This is a genomic window from bacterium (genome assembly GCA_024224155.1).
In the GTDB taxonomy this organism is placed as follows: domain Bacteria; phylum Acidobacteriota; class Thermoanaerobaculia; order Multivoradales; family JAHEKO01; genus CALZIK01.
The window spans coordinates 1-16,141 of record JAAENP010000233.1 but is presented as its reverse complement, the minus strand read 5'-3'; the positions used below and the strand labels follow the sequence as shown (position 1 = coordinate 16,141).

The 16,141-nt window shown below is 62.6% G+C and carries 14 protein-coding genes and 1 riboswitch; of the genes, 12 read left to right on the top strand and 2 right to left on the bottom strand.

Features of this window, described 5'->3' with window-relative positions; translation table 11 throughout:
* Positions 1-112 precede the first annotated feature (112 nt).
* The 12 genes from GY769_12600 (at position 113) to mdh (ending at position 14,245) form a co-directional block, all read left to right on the top strand.
* Positions 113-1,273 carry an aminotransferase class V-fold PLP-dependent enzyme gene (locus GY769_12600; protein ID MCP4202761.1) on the top strand — a complete coding sequence of 387 codons (1,161 nt, stop codon included), beginning with the start codon at positions 113-115 and terminating at the stop codon, positions 1,271-1,273.
* Between the two features lie 12 nt (positions 1,274-1,285).
* Positions 1,286-1,996 carry a single-strand selective monofunctional uracil-DNA glycosylase gene (locus GY769_12595; protein MCP4202760.1) on the top strand — a complete coding sequence of 237 codons (711 nt, stop codon included), beginning with the start codon at positions 1,286-1,288 and terminating at the stop codon, positions 1,994-1,996.
* Positions 1,997-2,124: 128 nt separating this feature from the next.
* Positions 2,125-4,047 (top strand): acetate--CoA ligase, encoded by a 1,923-nt coding sequence (acs, locus tag GY769_12590; protein MCP4202759.1) that lies wholly within the window; start codon positions 2,125-2,127, stop codon positions 4,045-4,047.
* 469 nt (positions 4,048-4,516) lie between these two features.
* A complete protein-coding gene (locus GY769_12585) occupies positions 4,517-5,551 on the top strand; it encodes an AI-2E family transporter (GenBank protein ID MCP4202758.1) in 1,035 nt (344 codons plus the stop codon).
* A 135-nt stretch (positions 5,552-5,686) separates the two neighbouring features.
* Positions 5,687-6,160 (top strand): SUF system Fe-S cluster assembly regulator, encoded by a 474-nt coding sequence (locus GY769_12580; GenBank protein ID MCP4202757.1) that lies wholly within the window; start codon positions 5,687-5,689, stop codon positions 6,158-6,160.
* Between the two features lie 22 nt (positions 6,161-6,182).
* Complete coding sequence (gene sufB / locus GY769_12575; GenBank protein MCP4202756.1) at positions 6,183-7,670, top strand: Fe-S cluster assembly protein SufB; 1,488 nt, start codon at positions 6,183-6,185, stop codon at positions 7,668-7,670.
* 81 nt (positions 7,671-7,751) lie between these two features.
* Complete coding sequence (gene sufC, locus GY769_12570) at positions 7,752-8,528, top strand: Fe-S cluster assembly ATPase SufC (protein ID MCP4202755.1); 777 nt, start codon at positions 7,752-7,754, stop codon at positions 8,526-8,528.
* Positions 8,521-9,915 (top strand): Fe-S cluster assembly protein SufD, encoded by a 1,395-nt coding sequence (gene sufD / locus GY769_12565; GenBank protein ID MCP4202754.1) that lies wholly within the window; start codon positions 8,521-8,523, stop codon positions 9,913-9,915. The genes sufC and sufD overlap by 8 nt, the downstream gene beginning before the upstream one ends.
* Positions 9,916-9,954: 39 nt before the next feature.
* Positions 9,955-11,205: a cysteine desulfurase gene (locus GY769_12560; GenBank protein ID MCP4202753.1), complete on the top strand. Its 1,251-nt coding sequence runs from the start codon at positions 9,955-9,957 to the stop codon at positions 11,203-11,205.
* Between the two features lie 25 nt (positions 11,206-11,230).
* Positions 11,231-11,716, top strand: a complete 486-nt coding sequence (locus GY769_12555; protein MCP4202752.1) for an SUF system NifU family Fe-S cluster assembly protein — start codon at positions 11,231-11,233, stop codon at positions 11,714-11,716.
* A 71-nt stretch (positions 11,717-11,787) separates the two neighbouring features.
* A riboswitch (cyclic di-GMP riboswitch) is annotated at positions 11,788-11,872 on the top strand.
* Between the two features lie 70 nt (positions 11,873-11,942).
* Positions 11,943-13,265, top strand: coding sequence for a citrate synthase (locus GY769_12550; protein MCP4202751.1), 1,323 nt, complete (start codon positions 11,943-11,945; stop codon positions 13,263-13,265).
* A 44-nt stretch (positions 13,266-13,309) separates the two neighbouring features.
* A complete protein-coding gene (mdh, locus tag GY769_12545; protein ID MCP4202750.1) occupies positions 13,310-14,245 on the top strand; it encodes a malate dehydrogenase in 936 nt (311 codons plus the stop codon).
* Positions 14,246-14,280: 35 nt separating this feature from the next.
* On the opposite strand, the gene lhgO is transcribed toward mdh, so the two are convergent.
* Positions 14,281-15,492 carry an L-2-hydroxyglutarate oxidase gene (lhgO, locus tag GY769_12540; protein MCP4202749.1) on the bottom strand — a complete coding sequence of 404 codons (1,212 nt, stop codon included), beginning with the start codon at positions 15,490-15,492 and terminating at the stop codon, positions 14,281-14,283.
* Between the two features lie 77 nt (positions 15,493-15,569).
* A complete protein-coding gene (locus GY769_12535) occupies positions 15,570-16,010 on the bottom strand; it encodes a hypothetical protein (GenBank protein ID MCP4202748.1) in 441 nt (146 codons plus the stop codon).
* Positions 16,011-16,141 lie beyond the last annotated feature (131 nt).

Sequence of the window (16,141 nt, the reverse complement as noted above, 5' to 3'; positions counted from 1 at the left end):
TCCTCCAATTTGTGAAAAGTTTCCTTAATTCCTCTACTCCGGGTCGGACCGTCGTCGGCCCGGAGGAAATCCCATCTGGATAGGAAAATATAGCATAGGATTTCTCTCCAGAATGCTGTCAGAGACCGTCTCGGAGGGGGAGGAAACCAAGCGCTGGAGGACCGAGTTCTCGCTCCCCGCGTACTGCGTCTATCTGAATCATGCGGCGGTCTCGCCGCTGCCTTTCCGGGTCATGTCGGCCGTTGACCGGGCGCTGCGCGAAGCGGCCGCGGGACCCGACGCGATCTGGATGGACCGCTTGGCCGAATGCGATCGGGTGCGCGGACGCGCGGCCAAGTTGCTCGGGGCGCGCCACACGCATCAGATCGCCTTCGTGCCCAACACTTCAACCGGCTTGTCGTATGTGGCGGAGGGTTTCGCATGGCAAGAGGGCGACAATGTCGTGAGCGCCGCCAGTGAGTTTCCGGCCAACGTCTACCCGTGGCTGACTCTTGCGGACCGCGGTGTCGAACTGCACCGCGTCGCCGAGGTGAGCGGGCGGATTCCTCTCGAGGCGCTGGAGAGCGCGATGAACTCGAGGACTCGCGTCGTGGCCCTTTCTTGGGTGCAGTATGCGAGCGGCTTTCGGATCGATCTGGCGGCGCTGTCCGAACTCTGTCGTGCCTACGACGCCCTCCTGGTTGTGGACGCGATTCAGGGCCTGGGAGCTCTGCCGCTTTCGGTGTCTGAATGCCGAGTCGACGTGTGCGTGGCGGGTTCGCACAAGTGGCTCCTCGGGGGGGAGGGCATTGGCCTTTTCTATATCTCGGAACGCGCTCTCGAGCGTGTCCGTCCGGTGATTCGGGGCTGGTTGTCGGTCAAGGATGTTTTTGGCCGGGTCTCCGATCCGCCGGACTATGCAGCCGGGGCCGGTCGTTTCGAGTGCGGAACCGCCAACATCGCCGGCATCTACGGCCTGGGCGCCGCCATCGACTGGCAGCTCGAGATTGGCCCTGAGCGTATCGGTAGGCGCGTATTGGAGCTCGCCCGACGAGTCGAGCTCGGACTCGCTGGTCTGGGCTTCGAGCTCGCGACCGAGAGGCTGCCGGGTGCGGAATCCGGCATCGTGGCTGCCACGCACCCCGACGTCTCCGCGAAGACTCTGGCCAAGCAACTCGCGGCGCGCGACATCCAAGTCGCCGATCGCCAGGGCTTCCTGCGAATCGCGGCTCACTTCTACAATACGAAAGAAGAGGTCGACCGGTGCCTGGCAAGCATCGCCGAGCTCGTCTGACTCGGCGGTATCTTGTCACTGGTCTCGAGCGCACGCCGGCTGGGTCGCGAAGTCGCGAAGCTAAGCTTCGGTGCGCCGGTCACCCACGTCTACAACCCGCTCGACTACGCTTGGAAGCCCCACCGGCTCTATCTCGAACTCTACGGTTCGTCTCCCAAAGAGGTCGTCCTGTTGGGGATGAACCCCGGTCCCTGGGGCATGGCGCAGACCGGAGTTCCCTTCGGTGAAGTAGCGCTGGTGCGCGATTGGCTGGGCATCGAGACCCAGGTCGCTCGGCCCGCGAAGGAGCACCCCAAACGACCGGTCGACGGCTTCTGCTGTTCCCGAAGCGAGGTCAGCGGACGCCGCCTCTGGGGCTGGGCGCGAGACCGTTTCGGCACACCCGAGGCCTTCTTCCAGCGCTTTTTCATCGCCAACTACTGCCCGTTGTCGTTCATGGAGGAGAGCGGCCGCAATCGCACGCCGGACAGGCTTCCGGAGAGCGAGCGGGAGCCGCTGCTGGAGATCTGTGATCAGGCGCTGGCCGAGACCGTGCGAGCGCTCGAGCCGAAGCTGGTGGTCGGTGTCGGCAAGTGGGCCGAACGACGAGCGCGCCGAGCGCTTGCCGGTCTCGACCTGCGCATCGGCAGCATTCTTCACCCGTCGCCGGCCAGCCCGTTGGCCAACCGGGGCTGGGCCAAGCGCGCTGAGCGGGACTTCGAGGACCTGGGCGTCCGGCTTTAGAGAGCCACCCCGTCACCGTGTGTCCCGACCTACCCCGACGGCGGGCGACGTTTGCACGTCAGCTTGGCTAAGATCGCACCGGCTTTTTAGTACGACGGGGTTCAGCCCGTTTTCAGGAGGTTTACAGCATGATTCCGGTCAAAGACAACGTTGCCAAGAACGCACACATCTCCTCGATGGAGGAGTACGAAAAACTCCTTCGACAGAGCCTCGAGCATCCCGAAGAGTTCTGGCTCGGGGAGGCCGAGCGCCTGAGCTGGTTTCATCCTCCGAACTCGGTTGTGGAGGGTGACTACGACGCGGTCGACTTCTCCTGGTTCGGTGGCGGTCAACTGAATGTCTGCCACAATTGCGTCGACCGGCATCTGGCCGACCGGGGCGACAAGACGGCGATCATCTGGGCCGCGGATGAAGCCGGCGAGTACCGCCACATCTCGTATCGCGAGCTCAAACGCATGGTTTGCCGGATGGCCAACGTCCTGTCCCGCTACGGCGTGCGCAAGGGGGATCGCGTTGCGATCTATCTGCCGATGATCCCGGAGCTCGCGGCGACGATGCTGGCGTGCGCGCGAATCGGTGCGATCCATTCGATCGTTTTCGCGGGCTTTTCGGCCAGCGCTCTTCGTGATCGAGTTGTCGACGCCGAAGCGCGCTGGGTGGTTACCGCGAACGAAGGCCTGCGGGGCGGCCGCACGATTCCTCTGAAGAAGACGGTCGACGAGGCTGTCGAAGGACTGGATTTTGTCGAGACGGTTCTGGTGGCCCGGCGAACCGACACCGACGTTCCGATGCATGAAGGGCGTGACGTCTGGCTCGAGGAGGCTCTCGAGCGCGAACGGGCCACCGCACCGGTCGCTTGGATGGACTCGGAAGATCCGCTATTCATTCTCTACACCTCGGGCTCGACCGGAAAACCGAAGGGGCTGCTGCACACCACGGGCGGCTACCTTACCTATGCGGCGATGACCCATCGGCAAGTATTCGATGTGCATGAGGACGACGTCTATGCGTGCGTCGCCGACATTGGCTGGGTCACCGGGCACACCTACATCATCTACGGTCCGCTGGCTAACGGCGCAACCACGGTGATGTTCGAGTCCACGCCACTCTATCCAGACGCCGGCCGCTACTGGCAGCTCGTGGACGATCTGGGCGTAACGATCTTCTATACGGCGCCGACGGCGATCCGGGCGATCATGCGCGAAGGCGATGAGTGGGTGACGAAGTACAGTCGCAAGAGCCTTCGAATCCTCGGCACCGTCGGCGAGCCGATCAACCCAGAAGTGTGGCAGTGGTACCACGACCTCGTGGGCAACGGGGAGTGCGCGATCGTTGACACGTGGTGGCAGACCGAGACCGGCGGCATCCTGATCTCACCGCTGCCCGGAGCGACACCTACCAAGCCAGGCTCAGCCACCTTGCCGCTGTTCGGTGTCGATCCAGTCCTGGTCGACGAAGAGGGTAGTGAGATTGAGGGCAATGGCGTCTCGGGGAATCTGTGCATCAGGCGCAGCTGGCCCGGGCAGGCGCGCACGATATGGGGAGATCACGCGCGTTTTCGCGAGATCTATTTTTCGCACTTTCCGGGTCTCTATTTCACCGGCGACGGTTGCCGTCGGGACGAGGATGGCTACTACTGGATCACGGGCCGGGTCGATGACGTGCTCAACGTCTCCGGTCACCGCATGGGTACGGCCGAAGTCGAGAGCGCCTTGGTCGCCCATGATGCCGTAGCCGAGGCCGCCGTGGTTGGCTTCCCGCATGAGATCAAGGGCACAGGCATCTATGCCTATGTGCTGATCAACCACGGCTTCGACCACCTTTCGGAGGAGGATCTGGTTGCCACGCTCCGCAAGCAGGTGCGGACCGAGATCGGTCCGATTGCCACGCCCGACCGAATTCAGATCGCTCGAGGTCTGCCCAAGACCCGCTCGGGGAAGATCATGCGGCGCATCCTGAGAAAGATTGCGGCCGGCGACACCGAGGATCTTGGCGACATCTCGACTCTGGCCGAGCCCAGCGTGGTCGAGGAGTTGGTGGCGGCAAGGTAGATCGTTCGCCTAGTCGGAACGAAATCTCTGAACTCGCTGTAGGGATAGAGTTGCGCGGGCGCAGTCTCTCCGCGAGCGCGGAGAGGCTCGCTCCGAGACTCACCACGCGCTCCTTCACGAGCGTGTCTCTAGTGGTTGTCGGGTCGCGCCTGTTCCCGGTGTCCATCATCTGCTCGCTTCGGCCAGCAGAGCTCTCGCGGTTCTTGAGGGACTTCCCGCTTTAGCCGAGCGTAGAGTTCGTTGTTGTCGCTTTCGATCCCCCGCACACTGATTCGGTGGTGGTTCGATTGCTGAAGGGAGCGCCGCGTGTGCCTCGAAGGGAGCCTCTCTTCGCTCCCGGAAAGGCAGCACCGGCGCGACCCTATCGGTCCGGATTCATCGCGACTGTCGATCTACTCCCTGATACCGTTAACCCACTGTGTCATCCGGCTCATCAGACAAGGAGCTCCCACTCGGCAGGGGACTCTTGTTGACGGCGGCAGGCGTCATCGTCGTCGCCGGTCTCCGGGCGGCGGGCGCCGTTTTGATTCCTTTCATGTTCGCGATTTTCCTGGCCTTGATCGGGTTTCCCATTGTCGAGTGGCTCTGTCGAAAAGGCGTGCGTCTGTCGCTTGCGGTTCTGGTGACGGTGCTGCTCGAATGCGCCGCTCTTTCGATCCTCGGCTACTTGATCTCGAGTACCTTTAACGAGTTCGCGCGGGCCGCCCCGGCCTATTTGAACGGCCTGGTCGAGAAGACCCGGGCCCTTCTCACGACTCTCCAGGAGCGGGGAATCGACCTCTCGACATGGATCTCGCCGGATCGACTGGACGCAGGGGCGATCATGGACCTCGCCGGTGGAATCGTGCGCGGCACGGTCAAGGGTGTCGCGTCTTTCGTTTCCTATGTGCTGCTGGTCTTCGTGATCCTGATCACCGCGATGTTCGAGGTGGTCGCGCTGCCCGAGAAGCTCAAGCGCACCCGGTACGGCAAGCTCGTGTCGCGGAACGTCAAAGGCGTCATGGCGGATATTCAGCGGTATCTGGGCGTCAAGACCCTGGTCAGTTTCGCGACCGGGGTCCTGGTCGGGCTCGGCGTCTGGATTGTGGACCTGCCGGTTCCTCTGTTCTGGGCCGTCCTCGCCTTTCTGCTCAACTACATCCCCGCCATCGGCTCGATCATCGCGGCGGTGCCGGCGGTCCTGGTAGCCCTCGTGCAGCAGGGCTGGGGCACCGCCCTGGTCGTGGCGATCCTCTTTCTGGCGATCAATTTCCTGCTCGGCAATCTGATCGAGCCGGTACTCATGGGGCGCCAGTTCGGCCTGTCGACGTTGGTCGTCTTCATGGCCATGGTCTTTTGGGGATGGATTTGGGGGCCCATCGGGATGATCCTGTCGGTTCCGTTGACCATGATCATCAAGATCGTCCTCGAGCAATCCGAGGAGCTACGCTGGCTTGCCGTCCTGATGGGACCGGCGGCACCCATGGCGGCGGCCGCCGCAGCGCGCCACGCCGATAAGGCCTGAGTGAGACCGACCGAGAAGCGGACTCGGACTTGACAAGAGTCCCGCATTTGCTACGATTTCGGTCTAATTCGGACTAAAATAGTCCGAATTTCGGAGCCCCCCCCCGATCGAAGGGGGCCGAAGGGAAGACCTACCGTGATTCGTATGACCAAGCAGGCCGACTACGGCATCGTTTTGCTGACTCGAATGGCCAGCGAGCCCGACCGGCTGGTCAATGCCTCGGAGCTGGCCGGAGTGGTTCAGCTGCCGCTGCCCACGGTTTCGAAGATCCTGAAGCTGCTCGGCCGGGCCGGGCTTCTGGAGTCTCACCGCGGAGTAAAGGGAGGCTACTGCCTGGCCCGTGAAGCCGAGAGGATCACGGTCGCCGAGATCATCACGGCCCTGGACGGTCCGATAGCCATTACCGAGTGCATCGACGATACCCCGGGTGAGTGTTCGCAGGAGTCCTTCTGTGGTGTGCGTGCGAACTGGCAGCGGATCAATCATGCCATCCGTCATGCCCTCGAGAACATCACCCTCGCTGAAATGACCCACCCCATCGGCGCCGAGCTCGTTACCCTGGGCGGCGGCGCCGACGACGCCAAGTCGGCCGGCTGGCCCACGGACTGAACCCAGCGCTAGGAGTACAAGCATGCCTGAAACCGCGACCCCGACAACCCCGACAACTCCGGCTTCCGACACCGAGCTTCTGGAGCAGCACGTAGCCCAGGAGTACGAAGCCGGCTTCGTCACCGATATCGAGCAGGAGACGTTGCCGCCCGGCCTCAACGAGGATGTGGTGCGCTTCATCTCGGCCAAGAAGGGCGAGCCCGAGTGGTTGCTCGAATGGCGCCTCAAGGCCTACCGTGACTGGCTCGAGATGAAAGAGCCGACCTGGGCCAACATCAAGTACGATCCGATCGACTATCAATCGGTCTCGTACTATTCGGCGCCGAAGTCGGCGGGTGACGGGCCCAAGAGCCTGGACGAGGTCGATCCAGAGATCCTGGCCACCTACGAAAAGCTGGGAATCCCGCTTCAGGAGCAGAAGATCCTGGCCGGGGTGGCCGTCGACGCGGTTTTCGACAGCGTCTCGGTGGCCACTACATTCAAGGGCAAGCTGGCCGAGGCCGGGGTCATCTTCTGTTCCATGTCCGAGGCTGTGAAGGATCACCCGGAGCTGGTCAAGGAGTACCTGGGCAAGGTCGTTCCGCGCAACGACAACTTCTTCGCCGCCTTGAACTCGGCGGTCTTCTCAGACGGCTCGTTCGTCTATGTGCCCAAGGGCGTACGCTGCCCCATGGAGCTCTCGACTTACTTCCGGATCAATGCCATGAACACGGGCCAGTTCGAGCGCACGCTGATCATCGCCGATGAGGGCGCGCACGTGAGCTACCTCGAGGGTTGCACGGCGCCCATGCGCGACGAGAACCAACTCCATGCGGCCGTGGTCGAGCTCTACGCCCACGAGACCGCGACGATCAAATACTCGACGGTGCAGAACTGGTATCCCGGGGACATGGAGACCGGCAAGGGCGGGATCTACAACTTCGTCACCAAGCGCGGCATTGCGGCCGGCCGGGCGGCGAAGATCTCCTGGACCCAGGTCGAGACCGGCTCGTCGATCACCTGGAAGTACCCGAGTGTCATCCTCAAGGGCGACGACACCGTCGGCGAGTTCTACTCGGTGGCCCTTTCCAAGGGCTGGCAGCAGGCGGACACCGGCACCAAGATGATCCACGTCGGCAAGAACACCACCTCGACCATTGTCTCCAAGGGCATCTCGGCGGGCAATGGCCAGAATACCTACCGGGGTGGGGTCAAGATTCTGAAAGGCGCTGACGGTGCTCGGAACTTCTCTCAGTGCGATTCGATGCTGCTCGGAGAGAAGTGCGGTGCGCACACGTTCCCGTACATCGACGTTCAGAACCCGTCCGCGCGTATGGAGCACGAGGCGTCGACTTCGAAGATCGGCGAAGACCAGCTCTTCTACTGCAACAGCCGTGGCATCGAGACCGAGGACGCGGTTTCGATGATCGTCAACGGCTTCTGCAAGGAGGTCTTCAAGGAACTGCCGATGGAGTTCGCTGTCGAGGCGAGAAAACTACTCGAGATTAGCCTGGAAGGCAGCGTCGGCTAGAGGAAGAAGCGGCAACGACAACCATCGGGCTCGCGTCAGCGGGTCCAGAGACACACCGGAAACCGAGGAGAGAACTGCAGCATGAGTTTGCTTGAAATCAAGGACCTCCACGTCAGCGTGGAGGACGCGGAAATACTCAAAGGCGTGGACCTGACCATCAACAAGGGTGAAGTGCACGCGATCATGGGACCGAATGGCTCCGGGAAATCGACGCTGGCCCAGGTCCTGGCCGGCCGCGAGGCCTACGAGGTCACCGAGGGCGAGATCATCTACAAGGGCGAGGATCTATCGGAGGCCGCTCCGGAAGAGCGGGCGCGTGAAGGCCTGTTTCTGGCCTTTCAGTATCCCGTCGAGATTCCGGGCGTTTCGAACGTCTACTTTCTGAAGGCGGCGCTCAACGCGATTCGCAAGCACCGCGGCCAGGAAGAGATGGACGCGATGGACTTTCTCACCTATGTGCGCGAGAAGATGGCCCTGGTCAAGATGGACGAGGCTCTTCTCAATCGGCCGGTCAACGAAGGTTTCTCGGGTGGAGAGAAGAAGCGCAACGAGATCTTCCACATGGCGGTGCTGGATCCGGTGCTCGCGGTGTTGGACGAAACCGACTCCGGTCTCGACATCGATGCTCTCAAGATCGTTGCCGACGGCGTCAACTCGATGCGTTCGGAAGGCCGAGCCTTCCTGGTCATCACCCACTACCAGAGGCTGCTCAATTACATCGTGCCCGATGTGGTGCACGTACTCGTCGACGGCAAGATTGTCCGCTCGGGCGGCAAAGAGCTGGCGTTGGAGCTCGAGGAGAAGGGCTATTCCTGGCTCGAGAGCAAGGTCAAAGAAGAGGCGGTCGCCCATGTCTGAGACGGTGCCCGAGACCATGCCTGATGCGGCGGCAGCCGGCCTCTCTCGAGCCGGCCTCGAGGCCGCGGCCTACGCCCGACTTTTCGACCGAGTCTCGGCCGGCCGGGGCAACGCGGAGCCCGGGCGGATGGCCGGCCTCCGCCGGGAGGCGATGACGCGGTTCGGCGAGCTCGGCTTCCCGACCAAGAGACTGGAGGACTGGCGCTCGACCGACGTCCGAGCGATCGCCGAATCCTCGTTCACGTTTAAAGCGAATGCGAGCGCAGTCTCGGAGGCGGACTGCGAGCGCTTTCGTTATCCGAATACCCACGAGCTGGTATTCGTCAACGGGGTCTTCCGGGCCGACCTGTCTCGTCTCGACACGCTTCCCGAGGGTGTCGTCATCTCGACTCTCGAGCGGGCTTGGAGCGAGCATCCGGACCTGGTCGAGCCGTATCTCGGCCGTCACGCCAAGTTCGACAACCACGCCTTCGTGGCCCTCAACACCGCCCTTCATGAGAGCGGTGTGTTCGTGTTCTTCCCGAGGAATGCGGTTGTCGAGACGCCGATTCATGTTCTTCATCTCGGACTCGGCACTGACGCGCCGGTGGCCTGCTTCCCGCGCAGCCTCTTCGTTGCCGAGGAGAACTCACAGGGGAGGATCATCGAGCAGTTCGCGACCGCGGGCGAGGGTGACACCGCGGGGAGGCATTTCGCCTGCCCGGTCACCGAGGTTGTTCTGGCCCCGAACGCCGTGGTCGATCACTACAAGCTCCAGCGCGAGTCGACCGGCGCCTTTCACATGGCGACCTTCCAGATCTATCTGGAGCGTTCGAGTAACTTCTGCGCGCACTCGATCTCCTGGGGCGGCGGCTTGGTTCGCAATGATGTCAACGCCGTGCTCGACGGCGAGGGCTGCGAGGCGACCTTGAACGGCCTCTACCTGGTCGAAGGCAAGCAGTTGGTCGATAATCACATGCGGGTGGATCACGTGGCTCCGCACTGCGACAGCCATGAGCTCTTCAAGGGTATTCTCGAGGGCCAGGCACGGGCGGTTTTCAACGGCCGGATCTTCGTTCACAAGGGTGCCCAGAAGACCGACGCCAAGCAGACCAACCGCAATCTCCTGCTGTCACCGACGGCGCTGGTCAACTCGAATCCGCAGCTCGAGATCTTCGCCGATGACGTGCGCTGCACGCACGGTTCGACCGTGGGGCAGCTAGACGAGCTCGGCATCTTCTATCTACGCTCGCGAGGAATCGGCGAGGAAGCGGCTCGCAGCCTTCTGACCTACGCATTCTGCGCGGACATCGTGCAGCGCATCAGGGACAAGATGGTACGGCGCGATCTCGAAGAGTTCCTGTTTCGGCGGCTGCCCCGAGGCGAGGTCGTGCGGCAGGCGGTTTGAGACATGGGGGACACAATACGTATTGTGTCCCCGAATTCCATGACACTAGCTCACCAGCAGGCCGGCAAGCCCCAGTTCGACGTCGAGGCGATCCGCAGGGATTTCCCGGCGCTGTCCATTGAGCCCTACGGCAAGCCGCTGGCCTACTTGGACAGTGCGGCATCGGCGCAGAAGCCGGAGGCGGTGATCGAGGCCGAAGCGCGCTGCTACCGGGAGTACTACGCCAACGTCCATCGCGGTGTGCATTACCTTTCGGCCAAGGCGACGGTGGCCTACGAAGATGCTCGACACAAGGTCCAGCGTTTTCTGGGGGCACCCGAATCCAACGAGATCGTCTTCGTGCGCGGTACTACCGAGGCGATCAACCTGGTCGCCTCGACGTACGGCCGCGAGCATGTCGGTGAGGGCGACGAGGTGCTCATCACCACCATGGAGCATCACTCGAACATCGTGCCGTGGCAGATGCTCTGCGCAGAGAAAGGCGCCAAGCTCGTGGTGGCGCCAATCGACGATCGCGGCGACGTTATTCTGGAAGAGCTCGAGAGGCTGATGTCCGAGCGCACCAAGCTTCTGGCGACGATCCATGTCTCCAATGCGCTGGGGACGATCAATCCGGTAGAGACGATCATCGAGATGGCGCACGAGCGCGGAATCCCCGTGCTCCTCGACGGTGCTCAGGCCGCGCCCCATCTTCGGATCAACGTCGCCGAGCTGGATTGCGAGTTCTATACTTTCTCCGGGCACAAGGCCTTCGGCCCTAGCGGGATTGGCGCGCTCTACGGCAAGAAGGAGCTTCTCGACGCGATGCCCCCCTATCAGGGCGGCGGCGAGATGATCCGATCGGTGACGTTCGAGAAGACCGAATACGCCCCGGCGCCGGCTCGCTTCGAGGCGGGCACGCCCAACATCGCGGGAAGCGTGGCCCTGGGCACAACGGTCGACTACCTCGAGAGCCTCGGGATGGAGGCGATTCAGGCCTACGAGGAGGAGCTGCTTGCCTACGCTACGGCCGCCCTGGAGTCGGTGAGCGGTTTGCGGCTGGTGGGTACCGCGCGCCGCAAGGCCGGGGTACTGTCCTTTGTCATGGCGGGAGCTCATCCCCACGACATAGGCACGATTCTGGATCGCGAGGGCATCGCGGTGCGCACCGGACACCATTGCGCGCAGCCGGTCATGGATCGCTACGGTGTTCCGGCTACGGCGCGGGCGTCGCTGGCCCTCTACAACACCAGGGCAGAGATCGACCGCCTGGTCGTGGGGCTGGAGAAGGTCGGCGAGGTTTTTGGATGACGTGGATGCTGTGGATGAACGGCTGATGTCGGAGCTTTTCGATCTCTACCAAGAGGTCATCCTGGACCACAACAAGAACCCGCGGAACTTCGGCAGGCTGGAAGATTCCCTGGAGGGAGAAGGTCGGGTTCGTCACGCCGACGGCTACAACCCGCTTTGCGGTGATCGGCTGACGCTCTATGTCGATGTTGTTCGGGACGAGGAGGGAGGGACCATCCGTGACATCAAGTTCGAGGGTTCCGGTTGCGCGATTTCCAAAGCCTCGGCCTCGCTCATGACCGAGGCGATCAAGGGAAAGCCCCTGGCCGAGAGCGAAAAGCTCTTCGAGAGCTTTCACGAGCTTCTGACCGGCGATCCGAGCGTCAAGGCCAAGGCCAGCGCCGAGCTCGGCAAGCTCGCGGTCTTCGAGGGCGTGCGCGAGTTCCCGGTGCGGGTCAAGTGTGCCACGCTCGCCTGGCACACGCTCCAGGCCGCGCTCGCCGGCGGCAGCGAGCCGGCGACCACCGAATAGCCGGCGCCGCGCGCGCATCCCACCCTTTCGGGTGTGGCAAATAGACAGTTTTCATAGTACTCAGGAGACTGCCCCGATAACGGCACAGCCGGCCAAAGCCGGTGCCGCAAAGCTACGGGTCCTCGCCTGCCCAGACAAGACCGCCGGGCTACCGAAGGGCGGCAGAGTCCTCATACCTATGGGGAAGTGATTTACATCCCATCACCACCGCCGAAGGAGGTACGCCATGCAATCCGCCAAGTTAACCCTGAACGGCAACGAGTATCAGTTCCCCGTGAAGGTGGGAACCGAGAATGAGATCGGAATCGATTTCAGCTCCCTGCGAGCCACGACCGGTGCCATCGCGCTCGATCCCGGCTACGGAAACACCGGCTCCTGTCTGAGCACCATCACGTTTATCAACGGAGAGGAAGGGATCTTGCGCTATCGCGGATACCCGATCGAAGAGGTCGCTCAGTCGGCCCGGTTCGAAGAGGTCTGCTTCCTGCTGATCTACGGGTACCTGCCCAACCGCGAGCAGCTGTCCAGGTTTCAGGAGAGACTCACCTATCACGCGATGATTCGAGAGGAGATGAAGGAGTTCTTCAGGGACTTTCCGCTCTCCGCCCATCCCATGATGGTTCTTTCCGCCATGCTGGCGTCGCTGTCGGCTTTCTATCCGTGGAGTGGCGACGAAGACGAGGTCGACCTCAACATCGTCCGGCTGCTCGCGAAGGCCAAGACGATCGCGGCGTTCTCGTACAAGAAATCGGTTGGCCAGCCATTTGTCTATCCGCGGAATGATCTGAGCTATACAGAGAATTTCCTGCGCATGATGTTCGCTGTGCCGGCGGAGCCGTACGTCGTGTCGCCGGTCCTGGACAACGCGCTCAATCTGCTGCTCATTCTGCACGCGGATCACGAGCAGAACTGCAGCACCTCTTCGGTGCGAATGGTCGGATCGAGTCAGTCCAACCTGTTTGCGGCGATCGCGGCCGGCGTCAACGCCTTGTGGGGTCCTCTCCACGGCGGCGCCAACCAGAAAGTGATCGAGATGCTGCGAACGATCCGCGATGACGGAGGCGACTACCGCAAGTTCGTGGATATGGCGAAAGACAAGAAGTCGCCTTTCCGCCTGATGGGATTCGGCCACCGCGTGTACAAGAACTTCGATCCGCGGGCAAAGATCCTGAAAACCGCCGCCGACGACGTTCTGCGCGAGCTGGGCATTGACGACCCACTTCTGAAGATCGCCATGAATTTGGAAGAGGTGGCGCTGAGCGACTCGTTCTTCGTCGAGCGCAAGCTCTATCCCAACGTCGACTTCTACAGCGGCATCCTCTACCGGGCGATGGGTATCCCCACCGACATGTTCACGGTGATGTTCGCTCTCGGGAGACTGCCGGGCTGGATCGCTCAGTGGAAAGAGATGCGCGAGGACCCCAAGGCCAAGATCGCCAGGCCTCGCCAGATCTACCTCGGCGAGCCGAAGCGTCCGTTCGTTCCTCTCGAGCTCCGCGAGGCCGGTGAGAAGAAGGAAGCGGTTAGAGAAGAGCCGGTTCCGGCCTAGGTGGAAGCGTCGACGAAGAAGAAGCTGAACTCGAAGGAGAGACCATGAGAAACAAGATCACAGTCATTGGCGCCGGCCACGTAGGCGAGACCGCCGCCTTCAACATTGCCCGCTTGGAGTTGGGTGATGTCATCCTGCTGGACATTCTGGAGGGGATTCCCCAGGGGAAGGCCCTCGATAGCTTCGAGTCGTCTCCGATCTTCGGATTCGACTCGACCGTCCTCGGCACCAACAGCTATGCGGATACCGCCGGCTCCGACGTCATCGTCATGACCGCCGGTCTGCCCCGAAAGCCGGGTATGAGTCGCGATGATCTCTTCAACAAGAACCTAGAGATCGTCGAGAGCTGCATCCGCCGCGCTACAGGGAATTCACCCGATGCCATCATCATCATGGTGACCAACCCGCTCGACGCCATGTGCGAAGTCGCTCGTCGGACGTCGGGCTTCCCACGCGAGCGGGTCATCGGCATGGCGGGAATTCTGGATTCGGCCCGGATGCGGGCGTTCATCGCGATGGAGCTCGGTGTTTCGGTCGAGAACACCCACGCATTCGTGCTCGGAGGGCACGGCGACAGCATGGTGCCGCTGGCACGGTATTCGACCGTCGCCGGCGTCCCGATCACCAAGATGATGTCGCACGATCGTGTCGATGCGATCATCGAGCGCACGCGCAAGGGCGGCGGCGAGATCGTCAAGCTGCTCAAGACCGGTTCGGCCTACTATGCTCCGGGGCTGGCGATCGCCGAGATGGTCGAGGCGATCTTGAAGGACAAGCACAAGATTCTCCCGTGTGCCGCCCATCTCCAGGGCGAGTACGGGATCTCGGATACATATGCCGGCGTACCGGTTCAGCTCGGGCGCTCGGGGATGGAGAAGATCGTCGAGATCGCCCTCACCGATGAAGAGCGCGCCGCGTTTCACAGAAGTGCCGAGTCGGTCAGGGAGTCGATAGAGAAGATCCCGGTCACGGTGAGTTGAAGCAGGAGGGTGGCCGTTGTCTCGGCCACCCTCGCCTACTTGGTCTGGATTCGCTGGCCCACGCGGCGGGCGATCGCCTCGCCGATACTGATCGAGGCGGTTGCGGCCGGTGATGGTGCGTTGAGCACATGTGTCGAGTGCTCGGCATCCAGAATCCGGAAATCGTCGACCAGAGCGCCGGAGGGAAGGACCGCCTGAGCTCGAATACCGCAGCCGGCGCGCTGGACATCCTCGGTCCGCAGGGCTGGTACTAGTTTTCGCAGAGATGCGACAAAGGCTCTCCTGCTCAGCGAACGAACGACCTCCGCTGCCGCCGTGCGCGGATAGTCTTGTGCCAGGTTCCATAGCCCCTTGTAGAAGATCGAAGCACTTGCGTCACGAGCCGAGAAGCCGAACCGGCTGTAGTCCTCGCGGGCGAGAGCCAGAACCGCGTTCGGACCGGCCTCTCTGCGACCGTCGATGGTGCGCGTGAAGTGGACGCCGAGAAACGGCAGGTCGGGATCCGGCACCGGGTAGATCAAGTTGCGCACCAGATGCCGGCGCTCGGCACGCAGTTCGTAGTACTCGCCACGAAAGGGCAGGATGCGAAGCCCCGGGTCGCAGCCGCACAGACGGGCGAGTCGGTCGCTCTGCAGGCCGGCACAGTTGACTAGATGTCTGCATCGAACCTCGGCGTTTCGCGCGATGAGGAGAAGCCGCGGAGGCTCCCTGCGCACGGCCTCGACTCGTTGCGAGGTGTAGATCTCGCCTCCGTAGGATTGGATCTCTTCGGCGAACGCCGTTGCCACGCGGCGAAAGTCTACGATTCCGGTTTCGGGAACCCAGAGAGCCGCAACGCCAGCCGCGTGTGGCTCGTACTCTCGAATCTCCCGGCCGCTAAGAGGGCGCAGGCCGACGAGGCCGTTGGCACGCCCGCGCCGCCCGAGCTCCTCGAGCGCCGGCAGCTCGCGCGGCTCCACGGCTACCACCAGCTTGCCACAGCGCTCATGGGGTATTTGGCGGCTTTTGCAGTAGCGGTAGAGCGCTCGACTTCCCTCGAGGCAGTTCTTGGCCTTGAGGGAGCCGGGCCTGTAGTAGAGTCCCGAGTGGATGACGCCGCTGTTGTGTCCGGTTTGATGCCGGGCGACCTCGTCCTCGGCCTCCAGAACGGCGACTGTGTAGCGGTTCTGTCGCAGCAGCGACCTGGCCGTGGCCAATCCCACGATCCCCCCGCCAACGACGGCGATGTCATAGGTTGTTGCAGGCATTGCAGTAGGTGAGCCCTTTCGGGGTCGAACCAGGATATCTTGGGCACCTGCCGGCTGCCTCGCCTGGGCTTTGCCTTCTACCGCCCCTTGCGCGAGTAATCCTCCGGCAGGGGGGTTGATTCCCGATAGGCCTCGTCTCCCCTTGCGACGAACTCGAGGACCTTGAAGGCATGGGCACGGATCAGCTTGGCGACCTCTTCGTCTTCCGAGGTCTCGGTCACCAGGACCCCACCATCGATGTCCTCGATGGCGATCTCGATCGCCTCGGCGTGGTCGAAGATCTCGGCAAAGAGTGGATCCCAGGCTCGGATTCGCCCGCCGTTTTCGATTAGATCCGCCATCTCGCGGACGTGCCGACGAATCACCGGAACTAGGTTCTCATCGGTAGAGGTGGTGATCGTACGGACTCCGCCGGGTACGTCCTCGACCTTCCGCTCGATCGCCTCATGGCCGTCGATGAGCGTCCAGGTCGACTCCATGAGGGCGCGGTGTCCGCCGCGCATCCCACCACCTCGCATTGCCCCTTCTTGCCCCACGGCCCCTGGGCCCCTTTGGCCCTGCCGGCGCTGAAACCCCCGGCGCCGGCAGCAGCCACAGCCCATCGAGCCCTCACCGGGCCCTGTATCGATACGTCCTGGACCTCGGCCGG

What these genes read in the sequence shown, in the direction of transcription:
- lhgO (MCP4202749.1), bottom strand. Translation starts at nt 15,492, where the DNA reads ATGCCTGCAACAACCTATGACATCGCCGTCGTTGGCGGGGGGATCGTG.
- mdh (MCP4202750.1), top strand. Translation starts at nt 13,310, where the DNA reads ATGAGAAACAAGATCACAGTCATTGGCGCCGGCCACGTAGGCGAGACC.
- GY769_12600 (MCP4202761.1), top strand. Translation starts at nt 113, where the DNA reads ATGCTGTCAGAGACCGTCTCGGAGGGGGAGGAAACCAAGCGCTGGAGG.
- acs (MCP4202759.1), top strand. Translation starts at nt 2,125, where the DNA reads ATGATTCCGGTCAAAGACAACGTTGCCAAGAACGCACACATCTCCTCG.
- sufB (MCP4202756.1), top strand. Translation starts at nt 6,183, where the DNA reads ATGCCTGAAACCGCGACCCCGACAACCCCGACAACTCCGGCTTCCGAC.
- GY769_12560 (MCP4202753.1), top strand. Translation starts at nt 9,955, where the DNA reads ATGACACTAGCTCACCAGCAGGCCGGCAAGCCCCAGTTCGACGTCGAG.
- GY769_12535 (MCP4202748.1), bottom strand. Translation starts at nt 16,010, where the DNA reads ATGCGAGGTGGTGGGATGCGCGGCGGACACCGCGCCCTCATGGAGTCG.
- GY769_12555 (MCP4202752.1), top strand. Translation starts at nt 11,231, where the DNA reads ATGTCGGAGCTTTTCGATCTCTACCAAGAGGTCATCCTGGACCACAAC.
- sufD (MCP4202754.1), top strand. Translation starts at nt 8,521, where the DNA reads ATGTCTGAGACGGTGCCCGAGACCATGCCTGATGCGGCGGCAGCCGGC.
- GY769_12550 (MCP4202751.1), top strand. Translation starts at nt 11,943, where the DNA reads ATGCAATCCGCCAAGTTAACCCTGAACGGCAACGAGTATCAGTTCCCC.
- sufC (MCP4202755.1), top strand. Translation starts at nt 7,752, where the DNA reads ATGAGTTTGCTTGAAATCAAGGACCTCCACGTCAGCGTGGAGGACGCG.